General features: G+C 60.2%; 16 protein-coding genes. All 16 read left to right on the forward strand.

The genetic code is table 11. From position 1 onward, the window contains the following. Positions 1-576: 576 nt before the first annotated feature. The 16 genes from tssA to tssJ all read left to right on the forward strand — a co-directional run bounded on the left by tssA (position 577) and on the right by tssJ (position 15,823). Positions 577-2,139: a type VI secretion system protein TssA gene (gene tssA / locus U862_RS0123625; protein ID WP_025112672.1), complete on the forward strand. Its 1,563-nt coding sequence runs from the start codon at positions 577-579 to the stop codon at positions 2,137-2,139. A 32-nt stretch (positions 2,140-2,171) separates the two neighbouring features. Next, a complete protein-coding gene (tssB, locus tag U862_RS0123630) occupies positions 2,172-2,675 on the forward strand; it encodes a type VI secretion system contractile sheath small subunit (protein ID WP_003229587.1) in 504 nt (167 codons plus the stop codon). 28 nt (positions 2,676-2,703) lie between these two features. After that, on the forward strand, positions 2,704-4,179 hold the full coding sequence (tssC, locus tag U862_RS0123635; protein WP_025112673.1) for a type VI secretion system contractile sheath large subunit: 1,476 nt from the start codon (positions 2,704-2,706) through the stop codon (positions 4,177-4,179). Positions 4,180-4,188: 9 nt separating this feature from the next. After that, positions 4,189-4,596 carry a type VI secretion system baseplate subunit TssE gene (gene tssE, locus U862_RS0123640; protein ID WP_003229582.1) on the forward strand — a complete coding sequence of 136 codons (408 nt, stop codon included), beginning with the start codon at positions 4,189-4,191 and terminating at the stop codon, positions 4,594-4,596. Between the two features lie 11 nt (positions 4,597-4,607). Continuing rightward, a complete protein-coding gene (locus tag U862_RS0123645) occupies positions 4,608-5,132 on the forward strand; it encodes a PAAR domain-containing protein (protein WP_025112674.1) in 525 nt (174 codons plus the stop codon). Between the two features lies 1 nt (position 5,133). Beyond that, positions 5,134-5,811 carry a DUF6695 family protein gene (locus U862_RS0123650; protein ID WP_025112675.1) on the forward strand — a complete coding sequence of 226 codons (678 nt, stop codon included), beginning with the start codon at positions 5,134-5,136 and terminating at the stop codon, positions 5,809-5,811. Continuing rightward, positions 5,808-6,173, forward strand: coding sequence for a hypothetical protein (locus U862_RS0123655; RefSeq protein WP_025112676.1), 366 nt, complete (start codon positions 5,808-5,810; stop codon positions 6,171-6,173). The genes U862_RS0123650 and U862_RS0123655 overlap by 4 nt, the downstream gene beginning before the upstream one ends. A gap of 11 nt (positions 6,174-6,184) precedes the next feature. Next, on the forward strand, positions 6,185-6,346 hold the full coding sequence (locus tag U862_RS30810) for a hypothetical protein (protein ID WP_157836083.1): 162 nt from the start codon (positions 6,185-6,187) through the stop codon (positions 6,344-6,346). A 20-nt stretch (positions 6,347-6,366) separates the two neighbouring features. After that, entirely contained in the window at positions 6,367-6,750 is a 384-nt protein-coding gene (locus U862_RS0123665; protein ID WP_025112677.1) for a hypothetical protein, read from the forward strand. Positions 6,751-6,813: 63 nt separating this feature from the next. Next, complete coding sequence (tssF, locus tag U862_RS0123670; RefSeq protein WP_025112678.1) at positions 6,814-8,601, forward strand: type VI secretion system baseplate subunit TssF; 1,788 nt, start codon at positions 6,814-6,816, stop codon at positions 8,599-8,601. After that, the gene (tssG, locus tag U862_RS0123675; protein ID WP_025112679.1) at positions 8,565-9,572 is read left to right on the forward strand and encodes a type VI secretion system baseplate subunit TssG; all 1,008 of its coding nucleotides are present in this window, start codon (positions 8,565-8,567) and stop codon (positions 9,570-9,572) included. Before tssF ends, tssG begins: the two co-directional genes overlap by 37 nt. Before the next feature lie 11 nt (positions 9,573-9,583). Beyond that, positions 9,584-12,241 carry a type VI secretion system ATPase TssH gene (tssH, locus tag U862_RS0123680; protein ID WP_025112680.1) on the forward strand — a complete coding sequence of 886 codons (2,658 nt, stop codon included), beginning with the start codon at positions 9,584-9,586 and terminating at the stop codon, positions 12,239-12,241. Between the two features lie 10 nt (positions 12,242-12,251). Further along, positions 12,252-13,772 (forward strand): sigma-54-dependent Fis family transcriptional regulator, encoded by a 1,521-nt coding sequence (locus U862_RS0123685; protein WP_025112681.1) that lies wholly within the window; start codon positions 12,252-12,254, stop codon positions 13,770-13,772. 192 nt (positions 13,773-13,964) lie between these two features. Beyond that, positions 13,965-14,105: a hypothetical protein gene (locus U862_RS0123690; protein WP_003229566.1), complete on the forward strand. Its 141-nt coding sequence runs from the start codon at positions 13,965-13,967 to the stop codon at positions 14,103-14,105. Between the two features lie 18 nt (positions 14,106-14,123). After that, the gene (gene tagH / locus U862_RS0123695; protein WP_025112682.1) at positions 14,124-15,317 is read left to right on the forward strand and encodes a type VI secretion system-associated FHA domain protein TagH; all 1,194 of its coding nucleotides are present in this window, start codon (positions 14,124-14,126) and stop codon (positions 15,315-15,317) included. A gap of 5 nt (positions 15,318-15,322) precedes the next feature. After that, positions 15,323-15,823 (forward strand): type VI secretion system lipoprotein TssJ, encoded by a 501-nt coding sequence (tssJ, locus tag U862_RS0123700; RefSeq protein ID WP_025112683.1) that lies wholly within the window; start codon positions 15,323-15,325, stop codon positions 15,821-15,823. Positions 15,824-15,825 lie beyond the last annotated feature (2 nt).

Consider the following 15,825-nt stretch of genomic DNA (forward strand, 5'->3'; position numbering starts at 1 on the left):
TTCCGGGCTTGAAAGTTTTGCGCGAATTGAAGGAAATGACTGTAGGAAGTCACTTCGATAATTAGTGAGTTAGCACTGAAGTGCAGTTTCTTTCGAAGCGGTAAAAGTTTCAAAAAAATGAAATGACATCAAATTGATGGCACTTTTATTGTGGGTCGCTGTCTCCGGTAGATTTTTATAAAATCCAGCGAATTTTCGGAAGTGTCCTACTTCTATTTTTTTCGAGAGTTGTCATGCTTGCCGCCGTGTAATGGGACGGACGTTCGGGTCGATACGCTCAATCGGAATCGGGCCGCTCTGGATCAGGGCTTCTGAGGGGGCAGGGCAAATGCATGCAATATAAATCGCTATCAGGGATTCCCCTGCCACATATAGGGCGATCTCCTACACGGCTCAATGAACACTTCGTCTTGTTGTTTAACCAGATGCTTGCTAGTGGCCATCATAGTGATTACGATGCGCCCACTTGAAAGAGCACATCTCAATTGGATGAGTCGCTTTACTGCTCTTCGATACTGTCCAGCGCCGTGGCAATTCCAATAGGCGCATGACTGTAATCCTAAATAAAGGCCATGGATGTCCTACTCAAGCAAACTTTCCGCCCATTACCTCGAACTCGCAAAAGTCTCTGTTTCCAAAGAGAATTTCGCGGGCGAAGACGTTCGTTTCTCGAGCGAATTCGAGGCGCTGGAAAGCGAGCTGGCCAAAGCCTCGTCGATGCACGAAAGCGGGCAGATCGACTGGCTGAAAATCCGTGAAAACAGCGAAAATCTGCTGCGTACCCAATCCAAGGATTTGCGCGTTGGCGCCTGGCTGACCTGGTCGCTGTACCAGCGCGAATCCTTCCCCGGGCTGCTGGCCGGCCTCGGCTTGCTGCACCATCTGTCGGAAAACAACTGGGCCGACGTTCACCCGCTCAAACCCCGCACCCGTGCTGCTGCCATCGGCTGGCTGGTGCCGCGTCTGGAGCAGGTGCTCACCGAAAATATCGCGATCAAGGAACAGCTGCCGATGTTCCGGCAGTTGTCCGAGCATCTGGCCGGCCTCGATGCTGCGTGCACCGAGCACCTGGGCGACGACGCGCCGCTGCTGTTGCCGCTGTCACGTCGCCTGAAAACCATGATCCAGCGTGCGGCCGACAATCAGCCGGCCCCCGGTGTTGTGGGCGCAGCGGTGGCGCAGGTCAAGCAGGCCGCGAGCCAGTTGCTCACCCCCGGCGCACCGATCGACAACGAGAAAGACGCCTACAAGGCCTTGCGCGCCCAGCAGGAAAGCGCGCGCCCATTGTGCGCCTGGTGGCTCAAGCAGAAGGCCACGGACCTGCGCGCCCTGCGCCTGAACCGCACTTTGCTCTGGCTGCCGATCGACGCGGTGCCTGAGCGCAACGCCGAGCAGATCACCGTGCTGCGCGGCCTGCCGGTCGACAAGCTCAAGCAGTATCAGGATCGCTTCGATCAGGGCAAATATGCCGACCTGCTGGTGGAACTGGAGGCGAGCCTGGCGAAGGCGCCGTTCTGGTTCGATGGCCAGAGGATGGTCTGGGAATGTCTCCAGAACCTCAACGCCGAGATGGCAATGCGCGAAGTGGAAATCCACTTCGCGCTTTTGGTTCAGCGCCTGCCCGGCATCATCGAGTGCCGTTTCCATGACGGCGCGCCGTTTGCCGATCCGTCCACTCGGGCGTGGATCGCCGGCAATGTCATGCCGCACCTGCAAAGCGCCAGCGCGCCACGCAAGGTCGAAACCGACGACGTCGAAACCCAGCCTGCCTGGGAAAAAGCCCTGCAGGAAGTGCTGCCGCTACTGCGCAAGGAAGGCCTCAAGCCTGCCGTGCAGACGCTCAAGCAGGGGCTGCAATCGGCCCACGGCGGACGCGAGCGGTTCTTCTGGCAGTTCGCCCTCGCGCGGCTGTGCTTCATGGCCAAGAAGTACGAACTGGCCAAGAACCAGCTCGAAACCCTCGATCAGACATTACAGGACTCAGGCCTGCACGCCTGGGAGCCCGATCTTGCATTGGAAGTGCTGCACCTGCTGCACAGTTGCTGCGAGTTGTTGCCGCAGAACCATGCAGTGCGTGAACGCAAGGAAGAGATTTATCGCAGGCTGTGCCACCTCGATCTCGAAGTGGTACTCGAATAGGCCCCAGGGCCACAACCGCAAGGAGAAAAGCCATGGCCAAAGAAGGCTCGGTAGCCCCCAAGGAACGCATCAACGTCACCTTCAAACCCGCCACCGGCGGTGCTCAGGAAGAGATTGAACTGCCGCTGAAGCTGCTGGCAATCGGTGACTACACCCACCGCAAGGACGATCGCAAAATCGAAGATCGCAAGCCGATCAGCATCGACAAGATGACCTTCGACGAAGTGTTGGCCAAGCAAGAGCTGGGTCTGACGCTGAGCGTGCCGAACCGTCTGCAGGAAGATGGCGAGGCCGACGAGCTGGCTGTGCAACTGCGCGTCAATTCGATGAAGGACTTCAACCCGGCCAGCCTGGTCGAGCAAGTGCCTGAGCTGAAAAAACTGATGGAACTGCGCGATGCGCTGGTGGCCCTCAAAGGCCCTCTGGGTAACGCACCTGCGTTCCGTAAAGCGATCGAAGGCGTGCTCGCCGACGACGAATCCCGCGGTCGCGTACTCGGTGAGCTGGGCCTGAACGCCGCAGCCCCGGACGCCTGAGACTCCAGTAGCCAAGGAAGCCAACACAATGAGCACTAGTGCAGCACAAGAGAAGAGCGCCGAGAACGGCGAGTACAGCATTCTCGACAGCATCATCGCCGAAACCCGTCTGACTCCGGACGACGAAGCCTACGACATCGCCAAGCGTGGCGTGTCGGCATTCATCGAAGAACTGCTCAAGCCGCAGAACAACGGTGAGCCGGTCAAGAAGGCCATGGTTGACCGCATGATCGCCGAGATCGATGCCAAGCTCAGCCGTCAGATGGACGAAATCCTGCACCACCCGGACTTCCAGGCTCTGGAATCGTCGTGGCGTGGCCTGCAGTTGCTGGTCGATCGCACCAACTTCCGCGAAAACATCAAGATCGAAATCCTCAACGTCTCCAAAGAAGACCTGCTGGACGATTTCGAAGATTCGCCGGAAGTCATGCAGTCGGGCCTGTACAAGCACATCTACACCGCTGAATACGGCCAGTTCGGTGGTCAGCCGGTTGGCGCGATCATCGCCAACTACTACATGTCGCCAAGCTCGCCAGACGTGAAGCTGATGCAGTACGTGGCCAGTGTGTCGTGCATGTCCCACGCGCCGTTCATCGCGGCGGCCGGCCCGAAATTCTTCGGTCTGGAAAGCTTCACCGGCCTGCCGGATCTGAAAGATCTGAAAGACCACTTCGAAGGCCCGCAATTCGCCAAATGGCAGAGCTTCCGTACCTCGGAAGACTCCCGTTACGTTGGTCTGACCGTGCCGCGTTTCCTGCTGCGTAACCCGTACGATCCGGAAGAAAACCCGGTCAAGTCGTTCGTGTACAAGGAAACCGTTGCCAACAGCCACGAGCACTACCTGTGGGGCAACACCGCATACGCGTTCGGCACCAAGCTGACCGACAGCTTCGCCAAATTCCGCTGGTGCCCGAACATCATCGGCCCACAGAGCGGCGGCGCGGTTGAAGACCTGCCTCTGCACCACTTCGAAAGCATGGGCGAAATCGAAACCAAGATTCCTACGGAAGTTCTGGTTTCCGACCGTCGTGAATACGAACTGGCCGAGGAAGGCTTCATTTCCCTGACCATGCGTAAAGGCTCTGACAACGCAGCGTTCTTCTCCGCAAGCTCGGTGCAGAAGCCGAAGTTCTTCGGCATCAGCGCAGAAGGCAAGGCTGCAGAGCTGAACTACAAGCTCGGCACCCAACTGCCGTACATGATGATCGTCAACCGCCTGGCTCACTACCTGAAAGTGCTGCAGCGCGAGCAACTCGGTTCGTGGAAAGAGCGTACCGACCTCGAGCTGGAACTGAACAAGTGGATCCGCCAGTACGTGGCCGACCAGGAAAACCCGAGCGCCGAAGTGCGTGGCCGTCGTCCGCTGCGCGCTGCGCAAGTGATCGTCAGCGACGTTGAAGGCGAGCCGGGCTGGTACCGCGTCAGCTTGAACGTGCGTCCGCACTTCAAGTACATGGGTGCCGATTTCACCCTGTCGCTGGTTGGCAAGCTGGACAAAGAGTAAGAGCGACTCATGGACGGATACGGCAGCCTTTTCGAACGCCTCAACGGCGATGCGGAACTACGCAAGGGCAGGAGCCTCGAGGCTTCTGCCATGGCGTCGGTGGCTGCCCATCTGGCCAAAATGCTCAGCACCCGGGCGGGCAGCGTGCAAACGCTGTCCGACTACGGGTTGCCCGATCTCAATGACATGCGCCTGAGCCTGCACGACTCCCTGAGTCAGGCCCGCTTGGCCATCGAAAGCTTCATCGAAGCCTACGAGCCGCGCCTGAGCAACGTGCGTGTCATTTCCCTGCCGCGTGACCACGACCAGCTCCGTCTGGCCTTCAGCATCGAAGGCCTGCTGGAAGTCGAGGGTTTCAAGCGTCAGGTCAGTTTTTCCGCGCGCCTGGATGGCAGCGGTCAAGTGAAGGTCACCTAAGGAGAATCCCGATGTCTGGCAAACCCGCAGCACGAGTATCCGACCCCACCGCTTGCCCACTTCCTGGCCACGGTACCAACCCGATCGCCGCCGGTTCCGGTGACGTGTTCTTCGACGGCCTCGCGGCCGCCCGCCAAGGCGATGCCTCGGCGTGTGGTGGTGCGTTGGTCGGTGATCTGGCGACCACGGTTTTGATCAATGGCAAACCCGCCGCGACCGTGGGTTCGGTTGGTGCTCACGGCAACAAGGTCACGGCAGGTTCCGGGACGGTGATTATCGGTAATTCGCATTCGCCCGCTCCGTTCGTTCCACCGATTCCGTTGAATATTTTTGGGTTCAATGTTCGTGTTCAGCTCTTGGACGCTGGTTCTGGGGCACCACTCAAAAACATCTCCTATGTTGCGACACTAGAGGATGGGACGCAGGTGCAGGGAGTGACCGACGACGCGGGTTTTTCGAAGCCCCTGGGTCAAAAAGCTCAATCACAAAGCGTTCAGTTCGCTGCTAAGCCGAACTGGCTTTTGCGAGGAGAGTGAGATGGGACAACCGGCTCAAGTCACAACCGTAGTAACGACGCCTGCAGCTGATGTGGCGCCGGTTCAAATCTATTTGGTGGGTGACGACGACTACGTTATTCCAGTTGTTTTTCCAGACTACAAAATCCACATCGACGGCTATCAGACGACGTTTTTCGGTAAAAAAATAGAGATACCCGGTGGTAAAGCTCCCTACCTCGGACATGCGGGCGTTCTCGTAATTAACGGAAAAACGGGTCAGTCAAAATATTATGAATATGGTCGTTATCCCGGGCCTGGACCGGCAGGACGGGTACGTGTTGGTCGAATTCCTGACGTGGTACTGAAAGGTGGTTCGATCACTGAATCGTCCCTCAAGAAAACCCTCAGACACATCGCCATCGAGCACGGCCAATCCGGAAATATCACCGGGGTTGTTTTGAGAGGACATGTCTACGACCAAGCGCTTACTTGGCTCAAAGCGAAAGAGGCGGAAAACTCGAACTCCAAACGGCAAGAATATGATCTTGGAAATCATAACTGTGTGACGTTTGCGACGGATTTGGCAGAGGCGGTTGGTTTCTCGATTCCTTTTCGGACGCGGGTTGTCGTCCCAAGTGCTTACATGGCCCAGTTTCAATTCAGTGAGCCCGATCTGGACTACACCTTCGCAACCGACACTTTGGAGATTACCAAGTGAAGGTATTGAAGTGGACTTTCGTTTCCATATTTGCGCTGACGCTCTTTTTGGGGATCGCAGCCTACTCATTGCTTGAGCGTTCTGACGGAAAGGTACCGACCTTGAAAGATCATCCTAATGCTCATTGGAGCGGGGCGCAGGATGGAGGTGTTTTTTTTGAAATCACGAAATCAGATCCTCCAGCCTATTACGTTGAGATTCGTTATGAAAGTGGGGACATCTGGGCTGAGGGTTGGGTAAAGCACGACCTTAAAGAGGGCCGTAAGTTAACCAGCCAGAACCTACTCGGTTACGACGGTGGTGACGTTGTTTATTTACAGGATGGAACAGTTCTGGAACTGAATGCGGCAGCGGTCAAATGATGTGGCTGAGTATGATCCGGATGCCAGGCAACTATCAGTTGAACATCCACGATGCTGCGGGCAGCAAGACCCTTGACGCCGTTCAGTTGCAACAACTTCTGGCTGCGGTCAAGAAGGTCACTGAAGGCACGCAACGGGAGTGGACGATCCGTGAGGCTTCGATCTGCCCATGAAACAATCAAGGAAGAGTTTTATGTTGAGATGGGTGAGCCTCTGCGCGTGCTTCGTTTCGCTGACGGCATGCGCTGCACAGCAGGTCTACCGCAATGATGTGTACCTGCGGAACACATGTGGAGTACCGCTGGAGCTGACGCTGGCAAACGACTCCAACTACGACGACCAACCACGCAGCTTCATGTTGGCTCCGAATGAACGCAGCTCCATCGCCAACTATCAATCCTTCGGCGAAGACGTATTGGGACAGATAAGCGACCAATACAGCCTGACGCTGAAAAGTCCAACGGCCAGTAACACCATCGATGCGAAAGCGTTGCGCAAAGCGATAGCGGGCGTTGAAAAGACCGAAGAGAAAGCAGTTCGCTCCTGGACGCTCAATGACGGGGCTTTCTGCCCATGAAGCGCCTTGGCGCTGATCACCCACCCGGTTTTCTTGAAAAAAACGATAAACAGGTAACTCTCCGTGTCCTTTAACCACTACTACCAAAGCGAACTCACCGCACTGCGCCAACTCGGTCGCCGTTTCGCCGAGCGTAGTCCGGCGTTGGCGCCGTTCCTGGGCCAGGCCGGGCGGGATCCGGATGTTGAGCGGTTGCTGGAAGGTTTTGCGTTCCTCACCGGACGCCTGCGCCAGAAGCTCGATGACGAGTTGCCCGAGCTCAGCCATTCGCTGATGCAACTGCTGTGGCCGAACTACATGCGCCCGCTGCCGGCGTTCAGTATTTTGCAGTTCGATCCGCTGAAGCGTTCGGGGCCGGCGTTGTTGGTGGAGCGCGATACGCCGATTGAAAGCAAGCCGATCGAAGACGTGCGCTGCCGTTTCCGCACCTGCTACCCGACCGAGGTGCTGCCGCTGGATCTGGCTGCGCTGAACTACTCGGTGAAGGGCGACGGTTCGCTGCTCAGCCTGCGTCTGGAAATGAGTGCCGACGGCCACCTCGGTGAGCTGGAGCTGAGCAAACTGCGCCTGCACTTCGCCGGTGAGCGCTACATCAGCCAGATGCTCTACCTGAGCCTGCTGCGCAACCTTGAAGGCATCGAGCTGATCCCGCTCGACGGCGCCGGCAAGCCAATCGATGGCGTGGCCGGCAAGCCGATGGCGTTCAAGATTCCCGGTGACCGGGTCAAGCCGGTGGGTTTTGCCGAAGAAGAAGCGTTGATCCCGTATCCGCTGAACACCTTCCGTGGCTATCGCTACCTGCAGGAATACTTCGCCTTCCAGGACAAGTTCCTGTTCGTCGACGTCAACGGCCTGGACATCCTCAAGGCGCTGCCCGAAGACACGCTCAAGCAGATGCGCGGCCTGGAACTGCGCTTCGATATCCGCAAGAGCGGCATCATGCGCATGCGTCCTACGCTGGATAACGTGAAGCTGTTCTGCACGCCGATTGCCAACCTGTTCGCGCACGACGCACTGCCGATCCGCCTCGACGGCAAGCAGGATGAATACCTGCTGCTGCCGGCGGAATTCGATCTGGAAAACTGCGGCGTGTTCTCGGTCGAAACCGTGACCGGCTGGAAGCCCGGTGGCCTCGGTTATCAGGAATACGTGCCGTTCGAATCGTTCGAGCACGACCCGAGTTTCGACGTGCCCAACAGCCGCCCGCACTACAGCATCCGCCAGCGTTCGTCGCTGCTGCACGACGGCCTCGACACCTACCTGAGCTTCGGTATCCGCCACACCGAAGCCCATGAAACCCTGTCGATCGAGCTGATCTGCACCAACCAGAACCTGCCGCGCAAGCTCAAGCTCGGCGACATCTGCATGGCCTGCGAAGAGACGCCGGAGTTCCTCAGTTTCCGCAACATCACCCCGGCCACGTCGAGTTTCGCGCCACCGCTGAACCGTGACTTCCTGTGGAAGCTGATCAGCAACATGTCGCTCAACTATCTGTCGCTGGCCGACGTCAACGCGTTGAAGGTGATTCTCGAAACCTACGACCTGCCGCGCTACTACGACCAGCACGCGGAGAAGGTCAGCAAACGCCTGCTCGGCGGCCTCAAGCACATCAAGCACCAGCACGTCGACCGGCTGCACCGGGGCTTGCCGGTGCGGGGTCTGCGCACCGAACTGACCATCGACCCGGAAGGGTATATCGGCGAAGGCGACCTGTTCGTTTTCGCCTCGGTTCTTAACGAGTTTTTCGCGCTTTACGCCAGTCTCAATTCGTACCACGAGCTGCGGGTAAAAAGCACACAGGGAGAGGTGTACCAATGGACACCACGTATGGGCCTGCAGCCCCTGCTTTAAGCGGGCTGACGAAGGTAATACGCGAGTACTCGCTGTTTCAGGCCGTGCTGCTGGTGATCGACCGGCTGCGCGAGGCACACCCGTACCTGAGCGAAGACGATCTGTACGACCAGGTGGAGTTCCAGGCCAACCCGAGCCTGGGCTTTCCGCGCAGCGACGTCGACCGTGTGGAGTTTTTCGAAGAGCACGGGCAGATGCGCGCGCGCATGCGTTTCAACCTGATCGGGCTGGTTGGTTCCGGCTCGCCACTGCCGGCGTTCTACGGCGAGCAGGCGCTGGGCGACAGCGAAGACGGCAACCCGACGCGCAACTTCCTCGACCTGTTCCATCATCGCCTGCAACGGCTGATGCTGCCGATCTGGCGCAAGTACCGTTACCGCGCCAGCTTCCAGAGCGGTGCGCTCGATCCGTTCTCGGCGCAGCTGTTCGCGCTGATCGGCCTGGGCGGCGAAGAGATCCGCAAGGCCAAGGAACTGAACTGGAAACGCTTGCTGCCGTACCTCGGTCTGCTCAGTTTGCGGGCGCACTCGGCGGCGCTGATCGAGGCCGTGCTGCGTTACTACTTCAAGCACGAAGACCTGGTCATCGAGCAGTGTATCGAGCGTCGCGTGGAGATCCTCGACGAGCAGCGCAACCGTCTCGGTCGCGCCAACAGCCTGCTCGGTGAAGACCTGGTGCTGGGCGAGCAGGTGCGCGATCGCAGCGGCAAATTCCGCATTCACATCACCGAACTCGACTGGGAGCGATTCCACGAATTCCTGCCGATCGGGTTCGGTTACCAGCCGCTCTGTGCGCTGGTGCGGTTCACCCTGCGTGACCCGCTTGATTACGACATTCGCCTGGTGCTGCGCCCGGAAGAAATCCGCGAACTGCGCATTGGTGAAAAGAACGACTGTCGCCTGGGGTGGACCAGTTGGCTGGGCTGCGAGAAAGCAGACGGCGTGGTGACTCTGGGCAGCAAAATTCATTAAGGACGTGAGCCATGATCAACGTAGACCTGCAACAACTCATCCAGGCGCTGGACGCCGAAACCCGCCGTGACCTGGAACGTTCGGCCGAACGTTGCGTGGCCCGTGGCGGCAGCAAGATCCTCGTCGAAGACCTGCTGCTGGGTCTGCTGGAACGTCCGAACGGCTTGCTGTCACGTGCGCTGCAGGATGCAGACGTCGACGCCGGCGAACTGAGCGCCGCGCTGCAATCTCGCGTTGAACACAGTGCCTCGCGCAACCCGGTGTTTGCCCCGGAACTGGTGCAATGGCTGCAAGACGCGTTGCTGGTGGCCAACCTCGAACTGGGCCAGACCCAGGTCGAAGATGCCGCACTGATCCTCGCGCTGCTGCGCAACCCGATGCGCTATGCCGGCAGCCGTTATCAGCCGCTGCTCGCCAAGTTGAACATCGATCGCCTGAAAGAATTCGCCCTGTCGCAACAGGAGCAACCGGCCGCCAACGGCAAGCCGGCCGCTCAGGGCGAATCGCTGCTGCAGCGCTTCACCCACAATCTCACGCAACAGGCCCGCGACGGCAAACTCGACCCGGTGCTGTGCCGCGATGGTGCAATCCGTCAAATGGTCGACATCCTCGCCCGTCGGCGCAAAAACAACCCGATCGTGGTCGGTGAAGCCGGTGTCGGCAAGACCGCCATCGTCGAAGGCCTGGCCTCGCGCATCGCAGCCGGTGAAGTGCCGCAGGTGCTCAAGGGCGTGGAGCTGTTGTCGCTGGACATGGGCCTGCTGCAGGCGGGTGCCAGTGTCAAAGGTGAGTTCGAACGTCGTCTCAAAGGCGTGATCGACGAAGTCAAAGCCTCGCCAAAACCAATCATCCTGTTCATCGACGAAGCCCACACCCTGATCGGCGCTGGTGGCAATGCCGGTGGTTCCGACGCGGCCAACCTGCTGAAACCGGCGCTGGCGCGTGGCGAACTGCGCACCATCGCCGCCACCACCTGGGCCGAGTACAAGAAATACTTCGAGAAAGACCCGGCACTGGCCCGGCGTTTCCAGCCGGTGCAACTGCACGAACCGACCGTCAGCGAAGCGGTGACCATTTTGCGTGGTCTGGCGCAGGTCTACGAGAAGAGCCATGGCATCTACCTGCGTGATGACGCGGTGGTGTCCGCCGCTGAGCTGTCCGCGCGTTATCTGGCCGGTCGCCAACTGCCGGACAAAGCCGTCGACGTCCTCGATACCGCGTGTGCCCGCGTGCGCATCAGCCTCGCCGCCGCCCCGGAAAGCCTTGAGCGCCTGCGCGGCGAACTGGCCGAAGGTGGTCGTCAGCGTCAGGCCCTGCGTCGCGATGCCGAGGCCGGTCTGCTGATTGACCACGAAGCCCTGGATGCACTGGAAACGCGTCTGGACGAAGCCGAAAGCGAAATGGTCGCCCTGGAAAGCCTGTGGACTGAACAGAAACAACTGGCCGAGCGCCTGTTGGAACTGCGTCAGCAACTGGCCAAGGCCCGCGAAACTGCCGCGGTCGAGCCGACCGTCAGTGTGGAAGAAGACGCTGAAGGCACCGTGATCGAAACCCTCGTTGCCGAGGTCGAGGAAGGCCAGAGCGTCGAAGCGCTGGAAGCCCAGCTCAACGAAACCCACAGCGCCTTGACCGCCGCGCAGGTCAAGGAGCGTCTGGTCAGCTTCGAAGTCTGCCCGCGTCTGGTGGCTGAAGTGATCAGCGCCTGGACCGGCGTGCCGCTGGCGCAACTGGCTCGCGAGCACAACGCCAAGGTCGCGAGTTTCGCCACCGACCTTCGCACGCGCATCCGTGGTCAGGAACAAGCCGTGCACGCACTCGATCGTTCGATGCGCGCCACAGCGGCTGGCCTGAACAAGCCAGATGCACCGGTCGGCGTGTTCCTGCTGGTCGGTCCAAGCGGCGTCGGCAAAACCGAAACCGCGCTGGCCCTCGCTGACCTGTTGTATGGCGGCGATCGTTTCATCACCACCATCAACATGTCCGAGTTCCAGGAGAAGCACACCGTATCGCGCCTGATCGGTGCGCCACCGGGCTACGTCGGTTACGGCGAGGGCGGCATGCTCACCGAAGCGGTGCGCCAGAAGCCGTACTCGGTGGTGCTGCTCGATGAGGTCGAGAAGGCCGATCCGGACGTGCTCAACCTGTTCTACCAAATCTTCGACAAAGGCGTGGCCAACGACGGTGAAGGTCGCGAAATCGACTTCCGCAATACGTTGATCCTGATGACCTCGAACCTCGGCAGCGACAAGATCAGCGACCTCTGCGAAGACGGTGCACGCCCGACTGCCGAGCTGCTCGAAGAAACCATTCGCCCGGTACTGAGCAAACACTTCAAACCGGCGCTGCTGGCGCGGATGAAAGTGGTGCCGTACTACCCGGTCGGCGGCCCGGTGTTGCGCGAGCTGATCGAGATCAAACTCGGCCGTCTGGGCGAGCGCTTGAACCGTCGTCAGCTGGATTTCAGCTGGTGCCAGAACCTTGTCGATCACCTGTCCGAGCGTTGCACCCAAAGCGAAAGCGGCGCGCGCCTGATCGATCATCTGCTGGATCAGCACGTACTGCCGCTGGTGGCCGACCGCTTGCTCGATGCGATGGCTACCGGTGAAAGCCTCAAGCGGGTGCATGCCACGCTCGACGGCAACGCCAGCGTGACGTGCGAGTTCGCCTGAGGTGGGTGTGATGTTCACTCAAGTGCCGCAGCCACTGGTCTATGCCGAAGCCTTGCTGGCGCAGTTCGCCAGCCTGTCGCGCGCGGCGGACGGGGCTGCGCTGCTGGGTGACTTCGTGCGCGGCCTGGCCGAGCTGAGCGGTTGCGAGCTGACGCAGTTGTACCTGCTCGACGCCACCCACACTTGCCTGGGGATGAACGCCGAGTGCCTCGATGGCGCGCTGCAACCGCGCGCCGCGACCAGCCTGCCGGCGGATTACAACGGCGAGCAATTGCTGCAGTTTGCCCTGTGCCAGAACCGCGTGGTGTGCCTGGATGATCTGGGTGCCAGCCTGCACGAAACCAGCTTTCTGCCGGCCACCGCCGGCACCTGGCAATCGCTGCTGTGCGTGCCGTTGGTCAATCAGCAGAAGGCAGTGGAGGGCCTGTTGTTGTGTGCCAGTCGCCGCCACGTCGACCTGCAGGGTTTCGCCGATTCCCTCGGCCAGCTCGGCTCGTTCGTACTCGGTCAGTTGCACTTGCTGCAACGCCTGCGCCAGCCCGTCGGGGTGGAGGCGCCGGTGAGCCGCAGCGTGCCGAGTCTCAACGGTTACGGCCTGATCGGCAAAAGCGCGGCGATGCGCCAGACCCACTCGCTGATCAGCAAAGTCCTGCACAGCCCGTACACCGTGTTGCTGCGGGGCGAGACCGGTACCGGCAAAGAAGTGGTCGCCCGGGCGATTCACGATTGTGGCCCGCGTCGCTCCCAGGCATTCATCGTGCAAAACTGCGCGGCGTTCCCGGAAAACCTGCTGGAAAGCGAGCTGTTCGGCTACCGCAAAGGCGCCTTTACCGGCGCTGACCGCGATCGCGCCGGGCTGTTCGATGCGGCCAATGGCGGCACGCTGTTGCTGGATGAAATCGGCGACATGCCGCTGTCGCTGCAGGCGAAGATTCTGCGTGTGTTGCAGGAAGGCGAGATCCGTCCGCTGGGCTCCAACGACACCCATAAGATCGACGTGCGCATCATCGCCGCGACGCACCGCGACCTGGCAGTGCTGGTCAGCGAAGGCAAGTTCCGCGAGGACTTGTACTACCGCCTGGCGCAATTCCCGATCGAGTTGCCGGCCTTGCGTCAGCGCGAAGGCGACATCCTCGATCTGGCCCGGCACTTTGCCGAAAAGGCCTGTGCGTACTTGCAACGTGATCCGGTGCGCTGGTCCGACGCGGCGCTGGAACACCTGTCCGGTTACACCTTCCCCGGCAACGTGCGGGAACTCAAGGCACTGGTCGAACGCGCGGTGCTGTTGTGCGAGGGCGGCGAATTGCTCGCCGAGCATTTCTCCCTGCGCATGGAGCCGATGCCCGAAGACCACAGCGGCCTGAATCTGCGCGAACGCCTGGAAAAGGTCGAACGCACGCTGTTGCTTGATTGCCTGCGCAAGAACGACGGCAACCAGACCCTCGCCGCCCGCGAACTGGGCTTGCCGCGCCGCACGCTGCTGTACCGCCTCGGGCGCCTGAATATCAACCTGGGTGATTTCGATGGTTGATCTAGGGCTGTTTTCTGGAACAGGCGCCGCCTTTGTGGTCAGCCAAGTCCCCTCGCCACAGGGAGTTCGTGTGCCTCGGTGGTCAGGCTCAAGGCCGCGATGTAGAGCCTTCGCGATCACCTCAAAAACTTATTTCAGCGCCGCCCGCAAGGGTCGGCGCTTTGTGCTTTGTCTACCCCTGGAGACCCTCTGATGTCTGTTCGTCACTGGCACGCTGTCCTGCTGACCCTCGTCGTTCTATGCGGCCTTGGCGGCTGTAGCGGCAATTACAAATTCAACGACAACGACTATCGCCCGTTGGGTGATCCGCAAGCGGTCAATCGCGGCAAGTGACCGCAAGGAGCATCAAACATGGAATTGGTTTTCGAAATGCTGAACACCAAGCAGTTCGTGCCCACCGAGTTGTGCCAGAAGACCTTCAAACAGGCCGGCGGCGTGATCGGGCGGGGCGAGGACTGCGACTGGATCATTCCTGACCGCAAGCGTCATCTGTCCAATCACCACGCGATTGTCAGCTACCGCGAAGGCACGTTTTTTCTCACCGACACCAGCAGCAATGGGGTTCAGGACGGCGACAGCGGTGCACGCTTGCACAAGGGCGAACCGGTGCGCATCGAACACGGCAGCACCTACGTGCTCGGCGACTTCGAAATTCGCGCGCGACTGGTGCGTGACCCGGCGACCTTCGACGGTGAAGTCGGCCGTCCGCGTGCCGCCGGCAGCATCATTCCGGACGACGCGTTTCTCGATCTTGATCCGTTGAATGCGATCGAACAGCAAGAGCGCGTCTATTCGGAAATCGACGAACTGTTGGCCCCGACCGCCAAGCCCGAGGATTCCCGTCAGCGTGCCGACTATGCGCGCATCGACATGGAAAGCCTGATGGTGCCGGAGCTGATCGCACCGGTTGAACCCGAGCCTGCTCCGGCCCCGAAAGCCGTCGAGCGTCAGAGCGAAGGGTTCTGGGAGCATTTCGGTGCGGCGCTGGGCGTCGATGTCAAAAGCCTCAGCCACGACGAGCGCGAAGCACTGGCACTGAACGCTGCGCGTCTGCTGCGGCAGAGCATCGGTGGCTTGCAGCAGAGCCTGCGCACCCGTTCGGAGCTGAAAAACGAGCTGCGTCTGGCCCAGACCACCGTGCAAGGCACCAACAAGAACCCGCTGAAATTCGCCGTCGATCCGAGCGAAGCACTGCAGATTCTGTTGCAGCCGCACAAGCCCGGGCACCTGCCCGCCGAGCAGGCGATCTCTCGGGCGTTCCGCGATCTGCAGGCGCATCAGGTGGCCTTGCTTACCGCGAGCCGCGCCGCCGTACGCGGCACCCTGGAGCATTTCTCGCCGGAACAGCTGACCCTGCGTTTCGAGCGTGACAACAAGCCGTTGATCGCCACGTCGGGCGGCCGCTGGAGAGCGTTCGGCCGTTACCACCAGGCACTGCGTCAGGACGATGACTGGAGCGAGCGTCTGCTGGCCCGCGATTTCGCCCAGGCCTACGAAGAACAGATCCGCCTGATCTCCACCCTCCACACCGACCACCAAGGATGATGCGCATGTCTCGCCGCTCGACCGCTTTTTTCAAGACGCTGACTGCGCTCACCGTGCTGGTGCTGCTCGCCGGCTGCTCGTCGCTGTCGCCATACTCGAAAGTGACCAAGATCAACCTGAAACTGACCGGCAGCGATCAGCTCAACCCGGACCTCAACGGCCGTCCTTCGCCGATCGTGGTGCGCCTGTTCGAACTCAAGCACCCGGTGACCTTCGAGAACGCTGATTTCTTCAGCCTCTACGAGCGCGCCAAGGAATCCCTCAACCCGGACCTGGTGGCCAGCGAAGAACTCGAACTGCGCCCGGGTGAAACCGTGGAAATGAAACTCAGCGTGGAGGAGGGCAGCCGCTACGTCGGCGTTCTCGCCGCGTATCGCGATCTGCCGGAAACCAAGTGGCGCTATACCGTTCAGGTCACTCCGCTGGAGCTGACCGACGCCGATCTGACCCTGGATCAGGCCGGTATCCGCAACACCCATGAAGCGCTCGCCAAGGCGGATGACTGAAC

The organism is Pseudomonas sp. H1h (assembly GCF_000633255.1).
GTDB lineage: Bacteria > Pseudomonadota > Gammaproteobacteria > Pseudomonadales > Pseudomonadaceae > Aquipseudomonas.

What these genes read in the sequence shown, in the direction of transcription:
- tssA (WP_025112672.1), top strand. Translation starts at nt 577, where the DNA reads ATGTCCTACTCAAGCAAACTTTCCGCCCATTACCTCGAACTCGCAAAA.
- tssB (WP_003229587.1), top strand. Translation starts at nt 2,172, where the DNA reads ATGGCCAAAGAAGGCTCGGTAGCCCCCAAGGAACGCATCAACGTCACC.
- tssC (WP_025112673.1), top strand. Translation starts at nt 2,704, where the DNA reads ATGAGCACTAGTGCAGCACAAGAGAAGAGCGCCGAGAACGGCGAGTAC.
- tssE (WP_003229582.1), top strand. Translation starts at nt 4,189, where the DNA reads ATGGACGGATACGGCAGCCTTTTCGAACGCCTCAACGGCGATGCGGAA.
- U862_RS0123645 (WP_025112674.1), top strand. Translation starts at nt 4,608, where the DNA reads ATGTCTGGCAAACCCGCAGCACGAGTATCCGACCCCACCGCTTGCCCA.
- U862_RS0123650 (WP_025112675.1), top strand. Translation starts at nt 5,134, where the DNA reads ATGGGACAACCGGCTCAAGTCACAACCGTAGTAACGACGCCTGCAGCT.
- U862_RS30810 (WP_157836083.1), top strand. Translation starts at nt 6,185, where the DNA reads ATGATCCGGATGCCAGGCAACTATCAGTTGAACATCCACGATGCTGCG.
- U862_RS0123665 (WP_025112677.1), top strand. Translation starts at nt 6,367, where the DNA reads ATGTTGAGATGGGTGAGCCTCTGCGCGTGCTTCGTTTCGCTGACGGCA.
- tssG (WP_025112679.1), top strand. Translation starts at nt 8,565, where the DNA reads ATGGACACCACGTATGGGCCTGCAGCCCCTGCTTTAAGCGGGCTGACG.
- tssH (WP_025112680.1), top strand. Translation starts at nt 9,584, where the DNA reads ATGATCAACGTAGACCTGCAACAACTCATCCAGGCGCTGGACGCCGAA.
- U862_RS0123685 (WP_025112681.1), top strand. Translation starts at nt 12,252, where the DNA reads ATGTTCACTCAAGTGCCGCAGCCACTGGTCTATGCCGAAGCCTTGCTG.
- U862_RS0123690 (WP_003229566.1), top strand. Translation starts at nt 13,965, where the DNA reads ATGTCTGTTCGTCACTGGCACGCTGTCCTGCTGACCCTCGTCGTTCTA.
- tagH (WP_025112682.1), top strand. Translation starts at nt 14,124, where the DNA reads ATGGAATTGGTTTTCGAAATGCTGAACACCAAGCAGTTCGTGCCCACC.
- tssJ (WP_025112683.1), top strand. Translation starts at nt 15,323, where the DNA reads ATGTCTCGCCGCTCGACCGCTTTTTTCAAGACGCTGACTGCGCTCACC.